The organism is Methylosinus sp. RM1 (genome assembly GCF_011378635.1).
GTDB lineage: Bacteria > Pseudomonadota > Alphaproteobacteria > Rhizobiales > Beijerinckiaceae > Methylosinus > Methylosinus sporium.
This window is the reverse complement of sequence record NZ_WOVC01000034.1, coordinates 15,513-32,046: the sequence shown is the minus strand read 5'-3', so window position 1 is coordinate 32,046 and position 16,534 is coordinate 15,513. Positions and strand designations below refer to the sequence as shown.

Annotated in this window: 16 protein-coding genes; 5 read left to right on the top strand and 11 right to left on the bottom strand. The window is 65.8% G+C overall.

Annotated features, from left to right (window positions below):
* Window positions 1–244: 244 nt before the first annotated feature.
* On the top strand, window positions 245–442 hold the full coding sequence (locus FMZ75_RS17570; protein ID WP_246729048.1) for a hypothetical protein: 198 nt from the start codon (window positions 245–247) through the stop codon (window positions 440–442).
* A 261-nt stretch (window positions 443–703) separates the two neighbouring features.
* On the opposite strand, the gene gyrB is transcribed toward FMZ75_RS17570, so the two are convergent.
* Window positions 704–3,133 carry a DNA topoisomerase (ATP-hydrolyzing) subunit B gene (gene gyrB, locus FMZ75_RS17565; protein WP_166144706.1) on the bottom strand — a complete coding sequence of 810 codons (2,430 nt, stop codon included), beginning with the start codon at window positions 3,131–3,133 and terminating at the stop codon, window positions 704–706.
* A 182-nt stretch (window positions 3,134–3,315) separates the two neighbouring features.
* Here gyrB and FMZ75_RS17560 point away from each other — a divergent pair, with 182 nt between their 5' ends.
* The 3 genes from FMZ75_RS17560 (at window position 3,316) to FMZ75_RS17550 (ending at window position 5,031) form a co-directional block, all read left to right on the top strand.
* Entirely contained in the window at window positions 3,316–3,576 is a 261-nt protein-coding gene (locus tag FMZ75_RS17560; RefSeq protein WP_161914286.1) for an antitoxin, read from the top strand.
* A complete protein-coding gene (locus FMZ75_RS17555; RefSeq protein WP_166144703.1) occupies window positions 3,573–3,980 on the top strand; it encodes a type II toxin-antitoxin system VapC family toxin in 408 nt (135 codons plus the stop codon). The genes FMZ75_RS17560 and FMZ75_RS17555 overlap by 4 nt, the downstream gene beginning before the upstream one ends.
* Window positions 3,981–4,128: 148 nt before the next feature.
* On the top strand, window positions 4,129–5,031 hold the full coding sequence (locus tag FMZ75_RS17550; RefSeq protein WP_166144700.1) for an NAD(P)-dependent oxidoreductase: 903 nt from the start codon (window positions 4,129–4,131) through the stop codon (window positions 5,029–5,031).
* Window positions 5,032–5,262: 231 nt separating this feature from the next.
* On the opposite strand, the gene glp is transcribed toward FMZ75_RS17550, so the two are convergent.
* The 10 genes from glp to FMZ75_RS17500 all read right to left on the bottom strand — a co-directional run bounded on the left by glp (window position 5,263) and on the right by FMZ75_RS17500 (window position 15,741).
* Window positions 5,263–6,516 (bottom strand): gephyrin-like molybdotransferase Glp, encoded by a 1,254-nt coding sequence (gene glp / locus FMZ75_RS17545; protein WP_166144697.1) that lies wholly within the window; start codon window positions 6,514–6,516, stop codon window positions 5,263–5,265.
* On the bottom strand, window positions 6,509–7,003 hold the full coding sequence (moaC, locus tag FMZ75_RS17540; RefSeq protein ID WP_108917376.1) for a cyclic pyranopterin monophosphate synthase MoaC: 495 nt from the start codon (window positions 7,001–7,003) through the stop codon (window positions 6,509–6,511). Before moaC ends, glp begins: the two co-directional genes overlap by 8 nt.
* A 1-nt stretch (window position 7,004) precedes the next feature.
* Entirely contained in the window at window positions 7,005–7,829 is an 825-nt protein-coding gene (gene trpC / locus FMZ75_RS17535; RefSeq protein ID WP_166144694.1) for an indole-3-glycerol phosphate synthase TrpC, read from the bottom strand.
* Between the two features lie 117 nt (window positions 7,830–7,946).
* Window positions 7,947–8,960 carry an anthranilate phosphoribosyltransferase gene (trpD, locus tag FMZ75_RS17530; protein WP_166144691.1) on the bottom strand — a complete coding sequence of 338 codons (1,014 nt, stop codon included), beginning with the start codon at window positions 8,958–8,960 and terminating at the stop codon, window positions 7,947–7,949.
* A gap of 49 nt (window positions 8,961–9,009) precedes the next feature.
* A complete protein-coding gene (locus FMZ75_RS17525) occupies window positions 9,010–9,621 on the bottom strand; it encodes an aminodeoxychorismate/anthranilate synthase component II (protein WP_024880414.1) in 612 nt (203 codons plus the stop codon).
* Window positions 9,622–9,741: 120 nt separating this feature from the next.
* A complete protein-coding gene (locus FMZ75_RS17520; protein WP_166144709.1) occupies window positions 9,742–10,833 on the bottom strand; it encodes a site-2 protease family protein in 1,092 nt (363 codons plus the stop codon).
* Between the two features lie 168 nt (window positions 10,834–11,001).
* Window positions 11,002–11,514: a transcriptional regulator LdtR gene (ldtR, locus tag FMZ75_RS17515; protein WP_108917380.1), complete on the bottom strand. Its 513-nt coding sequence runs from the start codon at window positions 11,512–11,514 to the stop codon at window positions 11,002–11,004.
* A 209-nt stretch (window positions 11,515–11,723) separates the two neighbouring features.
* Window positions 11,724–12,284, bottom strand: coding sequence for a DUF6163 family protein (locus FMZ75_RS17510; RefSeq protein WP_166144688.1), 561 nt, complete (start codon window positions 12,282–12,284; stop codon window positions 11,724–11,726).
* A 23-nt stretch (window positions 12,285–12,307) separates the two neighbouring features.
* Entirely contained in the window at window positions 12,308–13,825 is a 1,518-nt protein-coding gene (gene trpE / locus FMZ75_RS17505) for an anthranilate synthase component I (protein WP_207783495.1), read from the bottom strand.
* A 5-nt stretch (window positions 13,826–13,830) separates the two neighbouring features.
* Window positions 13,831–15,741 carry a SurA N-terminal domain-containing protein gene (locus FMZ75_RS17500; protein ID WP_166144682.1) on the bottom strand — a complete coding sequence of 637 codons (1,911 nt, stop codon included), beginning with the start codon at window positions 15,739–15,741 and terminating at the stop codon, window positions 13,831–13,833.
* A gap of 238 nt (window positions 15,742–15,979) precedes the next feature.
* Between FMZ75_RS17500 and FMZ75_RS17495 the strand changes: the two genes are divergently transcribed.
* Window positions 15,980–16,399 carry a hypothetical protein gene (locus FMZ75_RS17495; protein WP_166144679.1) on the top strand — a complete coding sequence of 140 codons (420 nt, stop codon included), beginning with the start codon at window positions 15,980–15,982 and terminating at the stop codon, window positions 16,397–16,399.
* Window positions 16,400–16,534 lie beyond the last annotated feature (135 nt).

Sequence of the window (16,534 nt, the reverse complement as noted above, 5' to 3'; positions counted from 1 at the left end):
CCGCTGGCATGGACCGCTCCCCTTGGATTGCCAAAGGAGCGATCTGATCAGGCCAACGACGGAGCCCGTCACTGCACGAAATCACCCGGGCGGGATCATTCCGTTACAGGGCGGCGCGATCATCTCGTAATCGGGGGGCGCCATCATTCCGTTATGGGGGGCGCCTTCATCTCGTTTTAGGGGGGCGCCTTCCGTCGGAATCACCACCCAGTTCCTCAACGTCATCGAATCGATCTTCAGCGGGATGGCGCGCGCCATCATCCACAACAGCGACTACGGCAGCGTCGACGAGGCCAAGGCCGCGATAGACCGCTATTTCGAGGAGCGGAACAGGCATTTCCGCGAGCATCCGCGCCGCGCGGGCAATCGGATATGGGGCAAGGAACGCGTTCCGCCCGAGTTCGCCGAGGGGAACAACTGCAAGGACCCGCGCTATCGCTGAACGCGGACGCCTTCATCGAAAACCGGGAATTCAGGCCATCCATTCGCCCATGAAATCATAAAGCATTGCCAATCAGGCTTGATAAGCATCTCCAAGAAAAATCCTTCGGATGACTTCCGTGCCTGGCGCCCTGTCTCCTGCTGAAAGAAATATTATAATATACGTAAGTAAAAGACGCTTCCGCCGGGATCCGGCCCTCCCGGCGGGTTTTGACTCGGTTTATGGGTGCAATTGGCAGCTTATGGGTACTTGCACAGGCCATCACACGTCCAAATTGGCGACGTTCAGCGCATTCTCCTGGATGAATTCGCGGCGCGGCTCGACGATGTCGCCCATCAGCTTCACGAAAATATCCTCTGCCTCCACCGCCTCCTTCACCTTCACCTGCAGCAAAGAGCGCACCTCGCGGTCGAGCGTCGTCTCCCACAATTGCTCGGCGTTCATCTCGCCGAGGCCTTTGTAGCGCTGAATGGTGAGGCCTTTTCGGCCCTGCGCCGCCATCGCGTCATAGAGCGCGATCGGGCCGGAGAGCGCGGTCTCGTCGCCGCGTCGCGCCAGCGCCGCCGGGCCGGCGAAAATCTCGCGCAGGCTCTCCGCGCGCTCCTGCAGCTTGCGCGCTTCGCTCGAGGCGAGCAGAGCGGCGTCCAGCGTCACCGCCTGCGCCACGCCGCGCAAAGTGCGGCGGAAGACATAGCCGTCGTCGCGCAATTCGCCGGTCCAGCCGCGCTCGGTCTCTTCCGCTATGGCGTTGAGACGCTCCGCGACTTCGGCCGCCTTGGCTTCGTCGGGCGGCGATTGCAGCGCGCCGGCCATCGACGTCTGCTCGACGACATTGCGGTCATAGCGCGAATGCAGCCCGTTCATAATGGTGCGGAAGGAGCGCGCGTCCTCCAGCGCCGCGCGCAGATCCTCGCCGGCGCGCGTCTCGCCATTGCCGCAGCGGAGCGCGGCGCCGTCGAGCAGCGAGTCGATGAGATAATCCTCGAGCGCGCGCTCGTCCTTCAAATATTGCGTCGATTTGCCCTTGGTCACCTTATAGAGCGGCGCCTGCGCGATGAACACATGGCCGCGATCGATCAGCTCCGGCATCTGCCGATAGAAGAAGGTGAGGATCAGCGTGCGAATATGGGCGCCGTCGACGTCGGCGTCGGTCATGATGATGATCTTGTGATAGCGCAGCTTGTCGGCGTTGAACTCGTCGCGGCCTATGCCGGTGCCGAGCGCCGTTATCAGCGTGCCGATCTGCTCGGACGACAGCATTTTGTCGAAGCGCGCGCGCTCCACGTTCAAAATCTTGCCGCGCAATGGCAGCACGGCCTGGAATTCGCGATTGCGGCCCTGCTTGGCCGTGCCGCCGGCGGAGTCGCCCTCGACGATGAAGAGCTCGGCCTTCGCCGGATCGCGCTCCTGACAATCGGCGAGCTTGCCGGGAAGATTGGCGACGTCGAGCGCGCCTTTGCGCCGCGTCAGCTCGCGGGCCTTGCGCGCCGCCTCGCGCGCGGCGGCCGCCTCGCAGACTTTGGAGACGACGCTTTTCGCCTCTTGCGGATGCTCCTCGAGCCATTGGTCGAGCAGCTCGTTGACGACATTCTCGACCGCCGGACGCACTTCGGACGAGACCAGCTTGTCCTTCGTCTGCGAGGAGAATTTCGGGTCCGGCACCTTCACCGAGACGACGCAGGTCAATCCCTCGCGGCAGTCGTCGCCGGTCAGATCGACCTTCTCGCGCTTGGTGAGGCCGGAGCGCTCGGAATAGCCGGTGATCTGCCGCGTCAGCGCGGCGCGAAAGCCCGCGAGATGCGTGCCGCCGTCGCGCTGCGGGATGTTGTTGGTGAAGGCCAGAATATTCTCGTGATAGGAATCGTTCCACCACAGCGCGACTTCGACATTGATGTGCTCGCGCTGGCCGTGGATGAGGATCGGCGCGCCGATCAGCGCCGATTTGGCGCGATCGAGATAGCGCACGAAAGCCTCGAGCCCGCCTTCGTAATAGAGCTCCTCGCGCTTTTGCTCCGCATGGCGCGCGTCGGTGAGCACGATGCGCACGCCCGAGTTCAGAAAGGCGAGCTCGCGCAGGCGATGCTCTATGGTCGCATAATCGAACTCGACGACCGTCTTGAATGTCTCGAGCGACGGCAGGAAGGTCACTTCCGTTCCGCGCTTGGGCTTGCCGTCCTCGATCGGCGCTTTGCCGACGACAGCGAGCGGCGCGACGGAATCGCCATTGGCGAATTCCATGAAATGCTCGCGCCCTTCCTGCCAGATGCGCAGCTTCAACCAAACGGAGAGGGCGTTGACGACCGAGACGCCGACGCCGTGCAGGCCGCCCGAGACCTTATAGGAGTTCTGGTCGAATTTGCCGCCGGCGTGCAGCTGGGTCATGATGACCTCGGCCGCGGAGACGCCTTCCTCCTTGTGAATGCCGGTCGGAACGCCGCGGCCATTGTCGGTGACGGTGCAGGAGCCGTCGGCGTTCAGCGTCACGGTGACGAGAGTCGCATGGCCGGCGAGCGCTTCGTCGATGGCGTTGTCGACGACCTCATAGACCATGTGATGCAGGCCGGTGCCGTCATCGGTGTCGCCGATATACATGCCCGGGCGCTTGCGGACGGCGTCGAGGCCGCGCAGGACCTTGATGGAATCCGCGCCATATTCGGGCGGCGTGGCGGCTCCGTCTTCGGTGTCTGTCATGCGGGTTTGGGCTCCTCGGGCAGGGCGGGACGACGGCTCGATTCGAGAATATTGTTTTTACCGCGAAAGTCGGGTGAAAAGCGAAGAAAAACCGAGCGGCTGCGCTGCGGGGCGCGCGAATTGACCGCAGCGGCGGGCTTATGGTATCTATCATCTAGTAGATACCATGCGGAGCCCGAGCGATGAGCGCCACAGCCAAGCTGTTCATGCATGGCCGCAGCCAGGCCGTGCGCCTGCCCAAGGACTGCCGTTTCGAGGGCAAGGAGGTCAAGGTCACCAAGATCGGCGACAAGGTGATTTTGGAGCCGCTTCACGAGGGGCCTTTCGATGTCGAGGCGTGGTTCGCGCGGCTCGACGCTCTGGGCGCGCGGGACTTTCTGCCCGACGGCCCGCCGGAGGATCCGCCGAGCGCTCCCGATCCGCGCAAATTCATCGACGAATGATCTGCCTCGACACCAATGTCGTCATTGCGGTGATCAACCGCCGAAATGCCGATGTCGCGCGTCGCATGGGCGAGGCGCTGACGCAGAGCGTCGAGATCGGCCTGCCCGCCATCGTCTTGTACGAGCTGCGCTGCGGCTACGCGCGCAGCGATCGGAAGGCGCTGATGGAGGCCTTGCTGGCGGAGTTTCTCTCGCCGGGGATCGCTGTCTTGCCATTCGAGGAGGAGGACGCGCGCCATGCCGGAGACATTCGCGCCGAGCTGGAAAAGCGGGGACAGCCGATCGCCCATTACGATTATCTCATCGCAGCGCAAGCGCGCCGCCGCGGCGCGATATTGGTGACGGCGAATGGTCGGGAATTTACGCGTGTGCCGGGGCTGATGGTGACGGATTGGGCGGCGTGATGCGGGCTGCGCGCGCATGCCCAGATGAGATAGGCGCCCGCCGCGATCAGCGTGGTGGAAGTGCTGATGGTCGATGCCGGTTTGCGTCGCTTGCTCTCGATCTCTGCATTTCCTATAGGCACGCACTCAGCGAGTAGCGTCTGATCTCATGAGAATAGTCCTGACCGGCGCAGGGGGCTACATTGGCCTCCACACTTTGCGCGAGCTTCTCGAGGCTCGGCATCAAGTGACCGCTGTTGTACGATCGTCAGGGAAGCTAGGTCCCTTCGCGCGACATCCCCGGCTGACAATTTGCGAGATCGACCTCGAAGATGCAGCGCGCATTGCGGAGGTCATGCCGGGCCATGATGTCTGTGTTCATGGCGCCCTCATTTGGGGCGATCCTGGCGACGAACTGAAGTTGCGAGATACGTCCGTCGCCGCGAAGCTTTTCGAAGCCGCTGGCGATGCTGGTCTCACGCGTTGCATATATTTGTCATCGGTCGCTGTACACAGGCCGTTCTCTGGAGAAATGAGCGAGGATGATGGCCTCAGCGCGACCGATCTCTACGGTGCGACGAAGGCCGCAGGAGAGCTGTTTCTTCGCGCGGCGTGCGCGGGCCGTCGAATGACAGGCGTCGTGGTTCGTCCAGGCCCAGTGGTTGGTCCGCCAGCGTTTGCCGAGGCTTCCTTTCGCAGCGACGATCGCATTGCAGCAATGGTGGTCGCTGCAAAGGAAGGTCGTCCCCTCGAAGCCGCACGCGACGATGGGCGGCAATTCTCTGACGTGCGCGCGGTAGCAAAGGTCATCCGCGTCCTAGCCACGGCGGAAAGCCCCCACGCGACCTACATCTGTGTCGACCGAGACGTCATTGCTTGGGAACGAGTTGCGAGATTGGTCGTAGCGAGCCTGAACTCGCGAAGCGAGGTGCGTGTTAGCGCGCGTGAAACGCAAAGTCCGGTTCCCCGCTTCAGAACAGAACGGGTCGACCGTCTTATCGGCGGATCGTCTAGCGCAGAAGGAGCTCTGTTGGCGCACATTCGTTATCTCGCCAGAATAGCCGAGACCTGAGACGTCGATGAATCGTGGAGGCCGGCGGCTTTCGGAATTGAAAGCCGCAGAATGAACGAGAGCTTTTGGCGCTCGAGGTCGAACGTCGGTTTTAGGCCGCCGACTCTCGCTCATGCTGAGGAGCCCGCGAAGCGGGCGTCTCGAAGCACGCGGAGCCATTCGGTTCCGCCTTCTCGAGCCCCTCGCGCTTCGAGACGGCGCCTGCGGCGCCTCCTCAGCATGAGGGGGATTTTAGGTCCGAGCGTCTCGAGAGACGAACGCCCCCGGCAACCTCAAAATCCGGCACGCGCCTCCCGCCGCCACAGCGCCGTCTCCCGCCTCGCGGATGAGCAGCGCCTGCGAGCGCGCCAGCTCGGTCAGCAGCGAGGAATCCTGCAAGGCTTGCGGCGTGGCGACCAGCCGGCCGGAAGCGTCGCGCGAGAGCGTCGCGCGCATATAGTCGCGGCGGCCCTTATTGGGCTTCAGCGGCGCGCCGGCGACAGCGGCCTCGGTCTCGTCCGCGCCGGCGCGCGGATCGCCCTGCAAGGCGCGAATGAGCGGGCCGAGGAAGACCAGCGCGCAGACGAAAGCCGCCACCGGATTGCCCGGCAGGCCCAGAATGCGCGCCTCGCCCAGCGTTCCATGGATCAGCGGCTTGCCCGGCCGCATGGCGATGCGCCAAAAGTCGAGCGCCATGCCCTGGCGGGCGAGGGCCGGGCGCAAGAGATCGTGATCGCCGACCGAGGCGCCGCCCAGCGTCACCACAATATCGGCCTTGGCCGCGCGCGCCTGCTCGAGGCCTTTTTCCAGCTCGGCGATGTCGTCGCGGAAAATGCCGAGATCGATCGCCTCGGCGCCGGCGGCTTCGGTGATGGCCGCCACCGCATAGGAATTGCAGGCGATGATTTGCGCCGGGCCGGGCTCGGCGCCGGGCGGAACCAGCTCGTCGCCCGAGGCGATCAGCGCCACGCGCGGGCGCCGCGCGACGGGAAGCAGCGGATGATTGATGGCGGCGGCGAGCGCCAGCTCGCTGGGGCCAATGCGCGTTCCGGCGAAGAGGGCGGGATCGCCCTCTCGGAAATCGAGCCCGCGCGCGCGAATATGCCGGCCGGGCGGGGGAGGGGAGGCGGCGCCGACGCCAGCGGCGTCGATCGTGGCGTCCTCCTGCAGGAGGATCGTGTCCGCGCCGTCCGGCACGGGCGCGCCGGTGAAGATGCGCACAGTCTCGCCGGCGCCGAGCGCCGAGTGATAGCCATGGCCAGCGGCGCTCTCGCCGACGAGCGTCAGCCGCGCGCCGGGCGCCGCGAGCTCGGCGGCGCGCAGCGCATAGCCGTCCATGGCGGAGACCGCGACCGGCGGCTGCGTGCGGCGCGAGACGAGATCCTGCGCAAGAGTGCGGCCGAGCGCTTTGAAGAGCGGAACCTCCTCGTCGCCGGAGAGACGCGTCGCGCCGGCGAGCACGCGGGCGAGCGCTTCGTCCACGGACAGCAATTTGTCGTCAGCCATTTTTGTCCATTTCGTCGCGACGCCATTCGCCGGAGCGTCCGCCGCGCTTCTCGACCAGCTCGACGCCCTCGATGCGCATCCCGCGATCGACGGCCTTCAGCATGTCGTAGATCGTCAACAGAGCGACGCCGACCGCGGTCAGCGCCTCCATTTCCACGCCGGTCTTGCCCGTGACCGAGACTTCCGCCGTCGCGCGCACGCCGGGGAGATTGGCGTCCGGCTCGAGATCGACCGCGATCTTGGTGACGGGCAGAGGGTGACAGAGCGGGATCAGCTCATGCGTCTTCTTGGCCGCCATTATGCCGGCGACGCGGGCGACGCCGAACACATCGCCCTTCTTCGCCTGTCCCTCGACCGCGAGAGCGAGCGTCGCGGCGTCCATCACGATCTGTCCGCGGGCGATGGCGACGCGTTTCGTCTCCGCCTTGTCGGAGACGTCGACGATATGCGCCTCGCCCTTGTTGGAAAGATGCGTCAGCAAGCCCATTCTACGTGCGCACCCGCCTGTGATCGCCCTTGACCGAGCCATGCAGCAGCTCGCGTGTCGCCGTCGTCACATCGTCCTTGCGAACGAGGCTCTCGCCGACGAGGAATGTGAAGACGCCGGCCTTCTCGAGCCGCAGGCAATCCTCATGGCTCGTTATGCCGCTCTCGGCGACGATGATCCTATCCTTGGGAATGCGCTCGGCGAGCCGCTCGGTCGTCTCCACCGTGACGTCGAATGTATGCAGATTGCGATTGTTCACGCCGATGAGCCGCGTCTCCAGCGCCAGCGCGCGGTCGAGCTCTTCCTCATTATGCACTTCGACGAGAACGTCCATGCGCAGATCATGCGCCGTGGTGTTGAGGCGCTCGGCCTCCTCGTCGGAGACGGCGGCCATGATGATCAAAATGCAATCGGCGCCGTGGGCGCGCGCCTCGAACACTTGATAGGGATCGTAGAGGAAGTCCTTGCGAATCGCCGGCAGGTGAGCGGCCTTGCGCGCGGCCTCGAGATCCTCGAGCTTGCCCTGGAAGGAGGGGCCGTCGGTCAGCACCGAGAGGCAGGCGGCGCCGCCGGCTTCATAGGCGCGCGCCAGCGCCGGCGGGTCGAAATCATGGCGCAGCACGCCTTTGGAGGGGCTCGCCTTCTTGATTTCCGCGATCAGTGCGATGCGGCCCTCGGCGAGCTTGGCCTCGATCGCATGGACGAAGCCGCGCGGGGGATCGTGGTCGCGCACATTGCGCTCGAGCGTCGCCAGCGGCATACGCACTTTGGCGTCGTTGATCTCGGTCCGCTTATAGGCTTCGATCTTGCTCAGAATGTCGGTCATGCCGCTCACGGTCCTTCGCGTCTTCGAGAGGTTTTCTACCACGAAGACACGAAGGACACGAAGCATTTCCCGCCAGCGCGGCGGCGCGCCGCAGTCTTTTCCGGCGGCGCGGCGTCGTCACGCATTGGAGACGCGGATAAGCGCCTCGAGCTTCGCCTGCGCGGCGCCGCTGTCCAGCGCCCGCGCGGCGAGATTTGCGCCTTCGTGAAGATCGGCGGCCGCTCCGGCCACGACCAGCGCCGCCGCGGCGTTGAGCACGGCGATATCGCGATAGGCGTCGCGCGCTCCCGCCAGCACGGCCCGCAGCGCGCTTGCGTTATGGGCGGGATCGCCGCCGACGAGCGCCTGCGGCTCGGCGCGCGTGAGGCCCGCTTCCTCCGGCGTCACCGTGAAGCTTCGGACGGCGCCGTCCTCGAGCGCGACGACGTGAGAGGGCGCGGTCGTCGTCAATTCGTCGAGCCCGTCCTCGCCATGGACGAGCCAGACGCGCTTGGAGCCGAGCTCCGCCAAGACGCGCGCCAGCGGCTCGAGCAGCGCGCGCGAGGAGACGCCGAGCAGCTGCTTTTCCACTCGCGCCGGATTGCACAGCGGGCCGAGCAGGTTGAAAATCGTGCGAAGGCCGAGTTCCCCGCGCACCGGCGCGGCATGGCGCATGGCGGGGTGATGCGTCGCCGCCGCCATGAAGCAAATACCTGTTTCCGAAAGGCAAAATGCGGCGTGCTCGGGCGTGACGCCGACCTTGACGCCGAGTTCCGCCAGCACGTCGCTGGCGCCGGAGCGCGAGGAGGCGGCTCTTCCGCCATGCTTGGCGACGCGCACGCCGCAGCCGGCGACGATGATCGCCGCCAGAGTGGAGACATTATAGGTGCCGGCGCCATCACCGCCCGTCCCGACAATGTCGATGGCGTCTCGAGCGCCCGCGACCGGCGCCATCGCCGCGCGCATGGCTTCCGCCGCGCCGATGATTTCGTCCACCGTCTCGCCGCGCTGGCGCAGGCCCATCAGAAAGGCGCCGAGCTGCGCCGGCGTCGCGCCGCCTTCGAGCACAGTCGAGATCGCCGCGCGCGCCTCCTGGCGGGAGAGCGTCGCGCCGGCCGCGAGGGATGCGAGATAGGGCTTGAGGTCGGTCACGGCCGAATGTCTCTGTTGAAGGAGAGCGAGCCTTCCGGCTCGCATTGGATCATGCGACTTTGGCGGGGCGGCGCGTCGCGTTCCACTCCTGCGCGAGATCGAGGAAATTGCGCAAAATCTTGTGCCCATGCTCCGAGGTGATGCTCTCGGGATGGAATTGCACGCCATGCACGGGCGCGCTCTCATGCGAGAGGCCCATGATGAGCCCGTCGGGCGTCTCGGCGGTGACGCGCAGGCAGGAGGGCAAGGTCTCGCGCGCGACGATCAGCGAGTGATAGCGCGTCGCCTGGAACGGCCCCTCTATGCCGCGGAAGATCGTCTCGCCCTTATGCAGGATCGTCGCCATCTTGCCGTGCACCGGCAGGGGCGCGCGGATCACGTCGCCGCCGAAGGACAGGCCGATGGATTGATGGCCGAGGCAGACGCCGAAAATCGGAATTTTCGCCCAGGCCGCCGCGATGAGATCGAGGCAGATGCCCGCCTCCTTGGGCGTGCAGGGGCCGGGCGAGAGCACGATCGCCTCCGGGCCGGCGGCGAGCACTTCGGCGACCGAGACCGCATCGTTTCGCTTGACCGTCACCTCGGCCCCGAGCGAGCCGAAATAATGCACGAGGTTGAAGGTGAAGCTGTCGTAATTGTCGATGAGCGTGACTTTTGTCATTCGCGCTTGGGTCCGGTTCTCGGCGGCGTGGGCTTGCTCTCCCACCGCGGCTCGATTTTTTCGGCTCTTCGGCCGCTCAAGTCAATTCATTCGCGCCGCTCGGCCGGGAAGCCGGCGCCTCTAGCCGCGCCGTCCGAGCCGCCAGTCCGGCCGCAGATTGGCGATCAGCATGATCTCGCCGATGCTCTGGCGCGTCAGCAGGCCGACGAGCCCGCCCTCGGCGTCCAGCACGCCCATGGCCGAGGCGCCGGCGAATTTCTCGATCGTCTCGTCGAGCGGCGCGGCCGCGCTCACGGTGGGGGCGTCGCGCTGCACATGGGGGGCGATCGGCGCGCTGCGGTCGTCGGCCTTCAGCGCCTCGATTATGTCCGAGCGGTCGAGCAGCCCCATGAAGCGGCCGTCTGCCGCGACCACCGGAAACTGGTCCTGTGAGGTGGCGAGCAGAGTCTCGACCGCCTCGCCGAGATCGGCGCCCCAGGCAATGGCGGCGATGCGGGTTTCCATGGCGTCGGCGACGGAGAGGCCGCGGGCAGCCTCGCTCGCCACGGTCATTTGCGCCTCGCCGCTGGCGGCGATGTAGACGAATATGGCGATGAAGACGAGGATGGGATTGCCGAACAGGCCCAAAAAGCCCAGCGCGAAGGCGAAGCCCTGGCCGATGAAGGCGGCGATGCGCGTCGCCTTGCCGCGCGGCAGCCACATTGCGAGCGCGGCGCGCAGCACGCGGCCGCCGTCCATGGGGAAGGCCGGGATCATGTTGAACAGCGCCAGAAACAGATTGGCGGCGGCGAGACGCGCGAGCACATTGAGATGCGGATCGTCGAGCTGCGCCAGCGTCTCCGGCTGGAAGGCGCCGAGCGCGATGAACAGCGCAGCGGCGATGACGACATTCACCGCGGGGCCGGCGAGCGCGACGAGCAATTCCTGATAGGGTTTTTCCGGCATATGGTCGAGATTGGCGACGCCGCCGATCGGCAGCAGCGTGACCTCGGTCGAGAAAATGCCGAAGCGCCGCGCCATCAGAATATGCCCGAACTCATGCAGCACGACGCAGGCGAAAATGAGCGTGATGAAGATCACGCTGTCGCGCGCCGCCGGCGCGCCGCCGCTGCGATAGGCGGAAAAGCCGATCCAGGCGAGCAGCAGCAGAAAAGTGATGTGAATGCGGACGGCCGTGCCCTTGAACGAGCCGAGCGTGAGCGACCAGCGCATGGAAGAGGCCCCTCTATCGACGTGACGACCGCGACGCCAGCTCATAGCAGAAATCGTCGACATTCGGCCAAAAATCCCCGACATTCGGAAAAGAAAAAGGGCGATCGACGCGTGACGCGAAGATTGCCCGAGTGGAGCGGAGAAAGCTATCAGGAGAGGAGGAAGACGTCAGAGGCGATAGCGAATCTGATCCGTCCAGAAGCGCTCGAGGCGCGTCAGAGCGGTGTTGACGGTGCGGAACTCCGCGGTCGAGACGCCGCCGATCTGCTCCACCGTCGTCGCGTGCTTCTCATAGAGAGCGGCGACGATGTCGTGAACCTCCTTGCCCTTGGGCGTGAGGCTGATGCGCACGGAGCGGCGATCGACGCGCGAGCGGGCATGGTGCAGATAGCCCATCTCGACGAGCTTCTTGACATTGTAGGAGACGTTGGAGCCGAGATAATAGCCGCGCGTGCGCAGCTCGCTCGCGGTGAGCTCCTTGTCGCCGATATTGTAGAGCAGCAGAGCCTGCACCGAATTGACGTCGCCACGATTGCGACGATCGAACTCGTCCTTGATGACATCGAGCAGGCGGCGGTGCAGACGCTCCACCAGTGTGAGGGATTCGAGATAGATCGGGCGAATTTCGTTGATCTTCTCCGCGCGGACCTGCGCCGCCTCGGTCTTCGACGCCGTATTCATGAACAAGCTCCGTCTCGTCTTTTGCGCCGGATATTCGATAGTCCGGTCCGTGTCTCGATGGACCAGAACCTATCCGCCGCGAATGAAGACCGCTTTAAACAACAGTCTGAATCCGTCGTTTACCTCCACTACCTTCGATGCGGTAAATAGCCAGTGAATCAAATTGTTAGAATTGCGTTAGGGGTGTTGCGCGCGCCGCTTCGCGCGTCTTACCCGAGCCGGGAGAAAAATGCGCGCGCCTTTCGTCCCATACGGCCGAGGCGGCCCTCGACAGCCTCGGCCTCGGGGCCGCGCCGCCTGCGGCGCTTCTCGCGCAGGCGCTGCGCCTCATAATCGCGGCCGGCCTCGAAGGTGAGGAAGAAATAGAGGCCGATGAGCGCGAGATCGAGGGCGATGAGCCAATAGCCGCCCGCGAAAAACCCCGGCACGCTCAAGGTCACGAAGATTTGCGCGCCGGCGATGAGCAGCCACAGCACGCCGCCCCAGGGCGTCGCCAGCCAGAGCCCGACGCCGGCGACGAGATCGAGCACGGCGAAGAACACGATTGCTATGGCGGCGTTGGTCGGCGCCTCGTCGAATATGGGCCGGCTCGCGGCGAGCACGATCACCCATTGCATCACGCCTTGCAGCAGCCAGAACAGCGCCATTATGCGCATGAACAGCGTGAGCATATGGCCCCAGCGCGCCGCGTCGCCCGCAGCGCCGGCGTCGCCGAGACGGATCGGCCGGTGCGGGTCGTCCGCCTCCTCATAGAGCGTATGCTCGGTCACGCCGCGCCTCTCTCGCTCCGGCTCTACTGTCCGCGCCGCGCGCGCGTCGCGAAGCGCACGGCCTCCTCGGCGGCGCGGAACAGCGCCTTGGACTTGTTCACCGTCTCGCGATGCTCGTAATCGGGGTCGCTGTCATAGACGACGCCGGCGCCCGCCTGCACATGCATCTTGCCGTCTTTGACGATCGCCGTGCGCAGCACGATGCAAGTGTCCATCTGGCCGCCGGCGCCGAAATAGCCGATGCAGCCGCCATAAATGCCGCGCTTGTCGGTCTCGAGTTCGTCGATGATCTCCATGGCGCGCACCTTGGGCGCGCCGGAGACAGTGCCCGCAGGAAAGCCGGCGGCGAGCGCGTCTATGCAGTCGCGCGCGGGATCGAGCGCGCCTTCGACATTGGAGACGATATGCATCACATGGCTGTAGCGCTCGATGGTGAAGCTGTCGGTCACGCGCACGCTTCCCGTCGAGGCGACGCGGCCGACGTCATTGCGTCCGAGATCGAGCAGCATCAAATGCTCGGCGCGCTCTTTCTCATCGGCGAGAAGATCGGCGGCGAGACGCTCGTCCTCCGCCTTCACCGGGCTGCGCCAGCGCGTGCCGGCGATGGGGCGGATCGTCACCTTTCCTTCGGCGACGCGCACCAGAATCTCCGGCGATGAGCAGACGATCTGGAAGTCGCCGAAATTGAGAAAGCACAGAAAAGGCGCCGGATTGACGCGGCGCAGCGCGCGATAGAGCGCGAAGGCGGGCAGGGCGAAAGGCGCGGTGAAGCGTTGCGACAGCACGACCTGGAAAATATCGCCGGCGCGAATGTAGTCCTTGGCGCGCTCGACCATTTCCAGGAAACGCCCGGGCGCGGTGTTGGAGACCGGCTCCTCGGCGAGAAGATGCGGATCGGCCTCCGCCTCGCGCTGCTCGAGCGGCGCTTCCAATGTCGCGACCACCAAATCGAGCCGCGCGAGCGCCGCCTCATAGGCGGCCTTTGCGGAAACGCCGGCCGCGGGGCGCGCGGGCGTCACCACGATGATCTCGTCGCGCACATTGTCGAAGACGACCATGACGGTCGGCCGCAGCAAGATCGCATCGGGCACGCCGATCTTATCGTCCTTGGCCGGGGCGAGGCGTTCCATCAGCCGCACAGTGTCATAGCCGAGATAGCCGAACACGCCGGCCGCCATCGGCGGCAGATGCGCGACCTCCTCGATCGCGGATTCGGCGAGCAATTCGCGCAGGGCGTCGAGCGGCGGTTTCGCGCAGGGCTCGAAAGCATTCGCGTCGCGCAGCGCGCGGCGATTGATCTCGGCCTTCTCGCCATGGATGCGGAACACGATGTCGGGGTCGAGCCCGATCATCGAGTAGCGGCCGCGCGCGGCGCCGCCCTCGACCGATTCGAGCAGGAAGACATTGGCCGTCCGCGCGCGCGTCAGCTTCAGATAGGCCGCGACCGGCGTCTCCAGATCGGCGACGAGCCGCGTCGCCACTAGGCCGGCGCGGCCCGCCTCATGGGCGGCGGCGAATTCGTCGAACGAAGGTTCGGACAATGCGCTCACTGGTTCTGATCCGCTCCGCCGGTCGCCGCCTGCAACGCATGTTCGTTGATCGACACGTTGAAGACCTTCTCGAGCGCGCCGACATATTGCTCGAGTATGTCATTGGTGAAGGCCGGCCGCAGCTGGTCCGCCGCCGCCTTGGCCTCGATGGAGGCGGGATCATAGGCCGGCGTCGTCGCGCTCTTCACCTGGAAGACGAGGCGCCCGCCATCGACCGCGGCGGAGCCGGCGCCCTTGGACGGCGCGTCGAAAATGGCGACGATCGCCGCGGTCGACAGCTCGGGATGCGGCGCGCGCTTCACATCGCTCAAATGCCGCGTCTCGGCGCCGGCGCCCTTGGCGACATCCTCGATCGCCTTGCCGGCGCGCAGCTCCGCGGTCAGCGCCTCGGCGCGCTCGGTCAGCGCCTTCTGCTGCTTCTCGCCGCGCAGAGCGGTCTCGACCGCCTCCTTCACCTCGGCGAAGCTGCGCTGGCGCGCCGGCTCCACTTTGGCGATCTCGAACCACACATAGCCGCCGTCGCGTGTCGGCACAGTGTCATTGTCGACGCCGACGTCGGAGGCGAAAATCGCCTTCAGCAGATCCTCGGAGCCGAAGAGGCCGGCGATCTCCTTGCCGGCGGGATCGAGTCCGGTCGAATCCGCCGCCTCGATCGTCGCGACGTCGAGGCCGGCCGATTTGGCGGCCTCGGCCAGCGTCTTGCCGCCGGTGCGCTGATCCTCGATCGAGTCGTGCAGCGTGCGCACGGACGGAGCGGCGCGCTGCTGCGCGATCTCGCGGCGCAGCTCGTCGGCGGCCTCCTCGAAGCTGCGCGTGAAGACGCTGGGGATGATCTTCTCGACCTGGAGAATGGCGAAGCCGAACGCCGTCTGAACCGGGCCGACGAAGCCCGGCTCGCGCGAGGCGAAGACCTTTGCGGCGATCTGCCGGTCGCCGAGGTCGCGCTCCTCGAGCAAGCCGAGGTCTATGTCCTTTTGCGAGAGCTTGCGCTCTCCCGCCAGCGCGTCGAAGGAGAGGCCGCCCTTCAGCCGCTCGAGCGCCTTATCGGCTTCGTCTTTCGAGGCGAAGAGAAGCTGGCGCAAATGGCGCTTCTCCGCCGTGCCGTAGCGCTTGGCCTTCACCTCGTCATAGAGCTTGCGAACCTCCGCCTCGCTCACCTCCTGCGGCTTGGCGAGCGAAGCCGGCGTCACGGCGAGCAGAGCGAGCTTGCGATATTCGCGGGCGCGAAAGCTCTGCTCGCGATCGTCGAAATATTTCTTCAGCTCCTCCTCGCCGGGCTTGGCGATCTCGCCAGCGGCCGCGGCGGGGAGAAGGAAATAATCGATCTCGCGAACCTCGTTGCGGAAGCGATGCAGCGCCTCCAGCACCAGAGGCGGCGGCTCCATGCCGGCGACGATGGAATCGGTCAGCTCCTTGCGCAGATAGCCGCCCTTCTGCTCGGCGAGGAAGCTGCGCTCCGTATAGCCGGCGTCGCGAATGAGCTGCTTGAAGCGGTCGGAGTCGAATTTGCCGGTCGGGCCCTTGAAGACATTTTCATCGCGGGTGAGGCGCAAGGTCTCGTCTTCGGAAATGGCGAGGCCGAGCGCTTTCGTCTTCTGGTCGAGCGACAGATCGGTGATCATGCGCTGGAGCACCTGCTGGTCGAGCCCGAAGCGGCGCGCCTCCTCATTGGTGATGGCGCGGCGAGCGCGCTGCTGCAGGCGGCGCAGCTCATTCTGATAGGCGCTGCGATAGGCGTCGACCGAAATTTCGCCCGCGCCCACTTTGGCGAGCCGCGTGGAGGTGAAGCCGCGGAACACGTCGCCTATGCCCCACACCGCGAAGCTCAGCGCGATGAAGCCCATGACGAGCCCGAGGACGATGCGGCCGATCCGATGTTGCGAGGCGATGCGAAGGCCTTCCAGCATGATTTGGGGCTTCCCTTGGGCGTTGCGGTCTCCGGCTCTTTCGTGCGCTCACGGCCGGAATTGGCGCGGACTATAGGTAGCGTCGCCTCCACTTGCAATCTTGCGCTCCGCCGCCCCTTCGGGCGGGCTCTGGCGCGGCGGCGCTCGGCGTGGGCCGAGGGAACCGACCCGCTTCCCGCACGTTGTGACGCCCTGGGGGGCCGCCGCGGGCGCTGGCTCGCGATACGGGAGTGTGCATATGAACCTCACGAATCTGACCATGGGCGCGGTCGCGCTCGGATTGCTCGCCATCTCTCTACCGGCGATGACGGCTCCGGCGCTGGCGCTGCCCTCGGCGGTTCCGGCGCTCGCCGCCGGCGCGGCCTCAGATATCGCCAAGGCTCGTTATCAGGACTATCTGGGCGCGCGCGCCTCCAAGGCGACGAAAGGTCGCTCCTCGGCGACGTCTCAGAAATATTCCAAATCCGGCGCGGCCTCCGGCAAGGCGCGCATGGCCGGCCAGAGCGGATCGCAGGGGCGCTCGGCGATCCAGGGCCGCTCCTCCTCCAGTCAGGGCCGCTCCGATAATCAGGGGCGGTCGCAGCAGTGGCGCTCCTCGGTCGGCGGCCATGGCATAGCGCCCTATAGCGACATTCCGCATCGCGCCATGAAGCGCTGACGAAGCGCTTCGACGCGCATCGTTCCGGCCGTCGGACGCGTCTCGCGCCGGCGGCCATGCGCGTTTAACGCGCCGTTAACCATGGGCGCGGACACTCGGGCCACTGAGACATCGCCTCGGCGTCGCTCAGGAGGT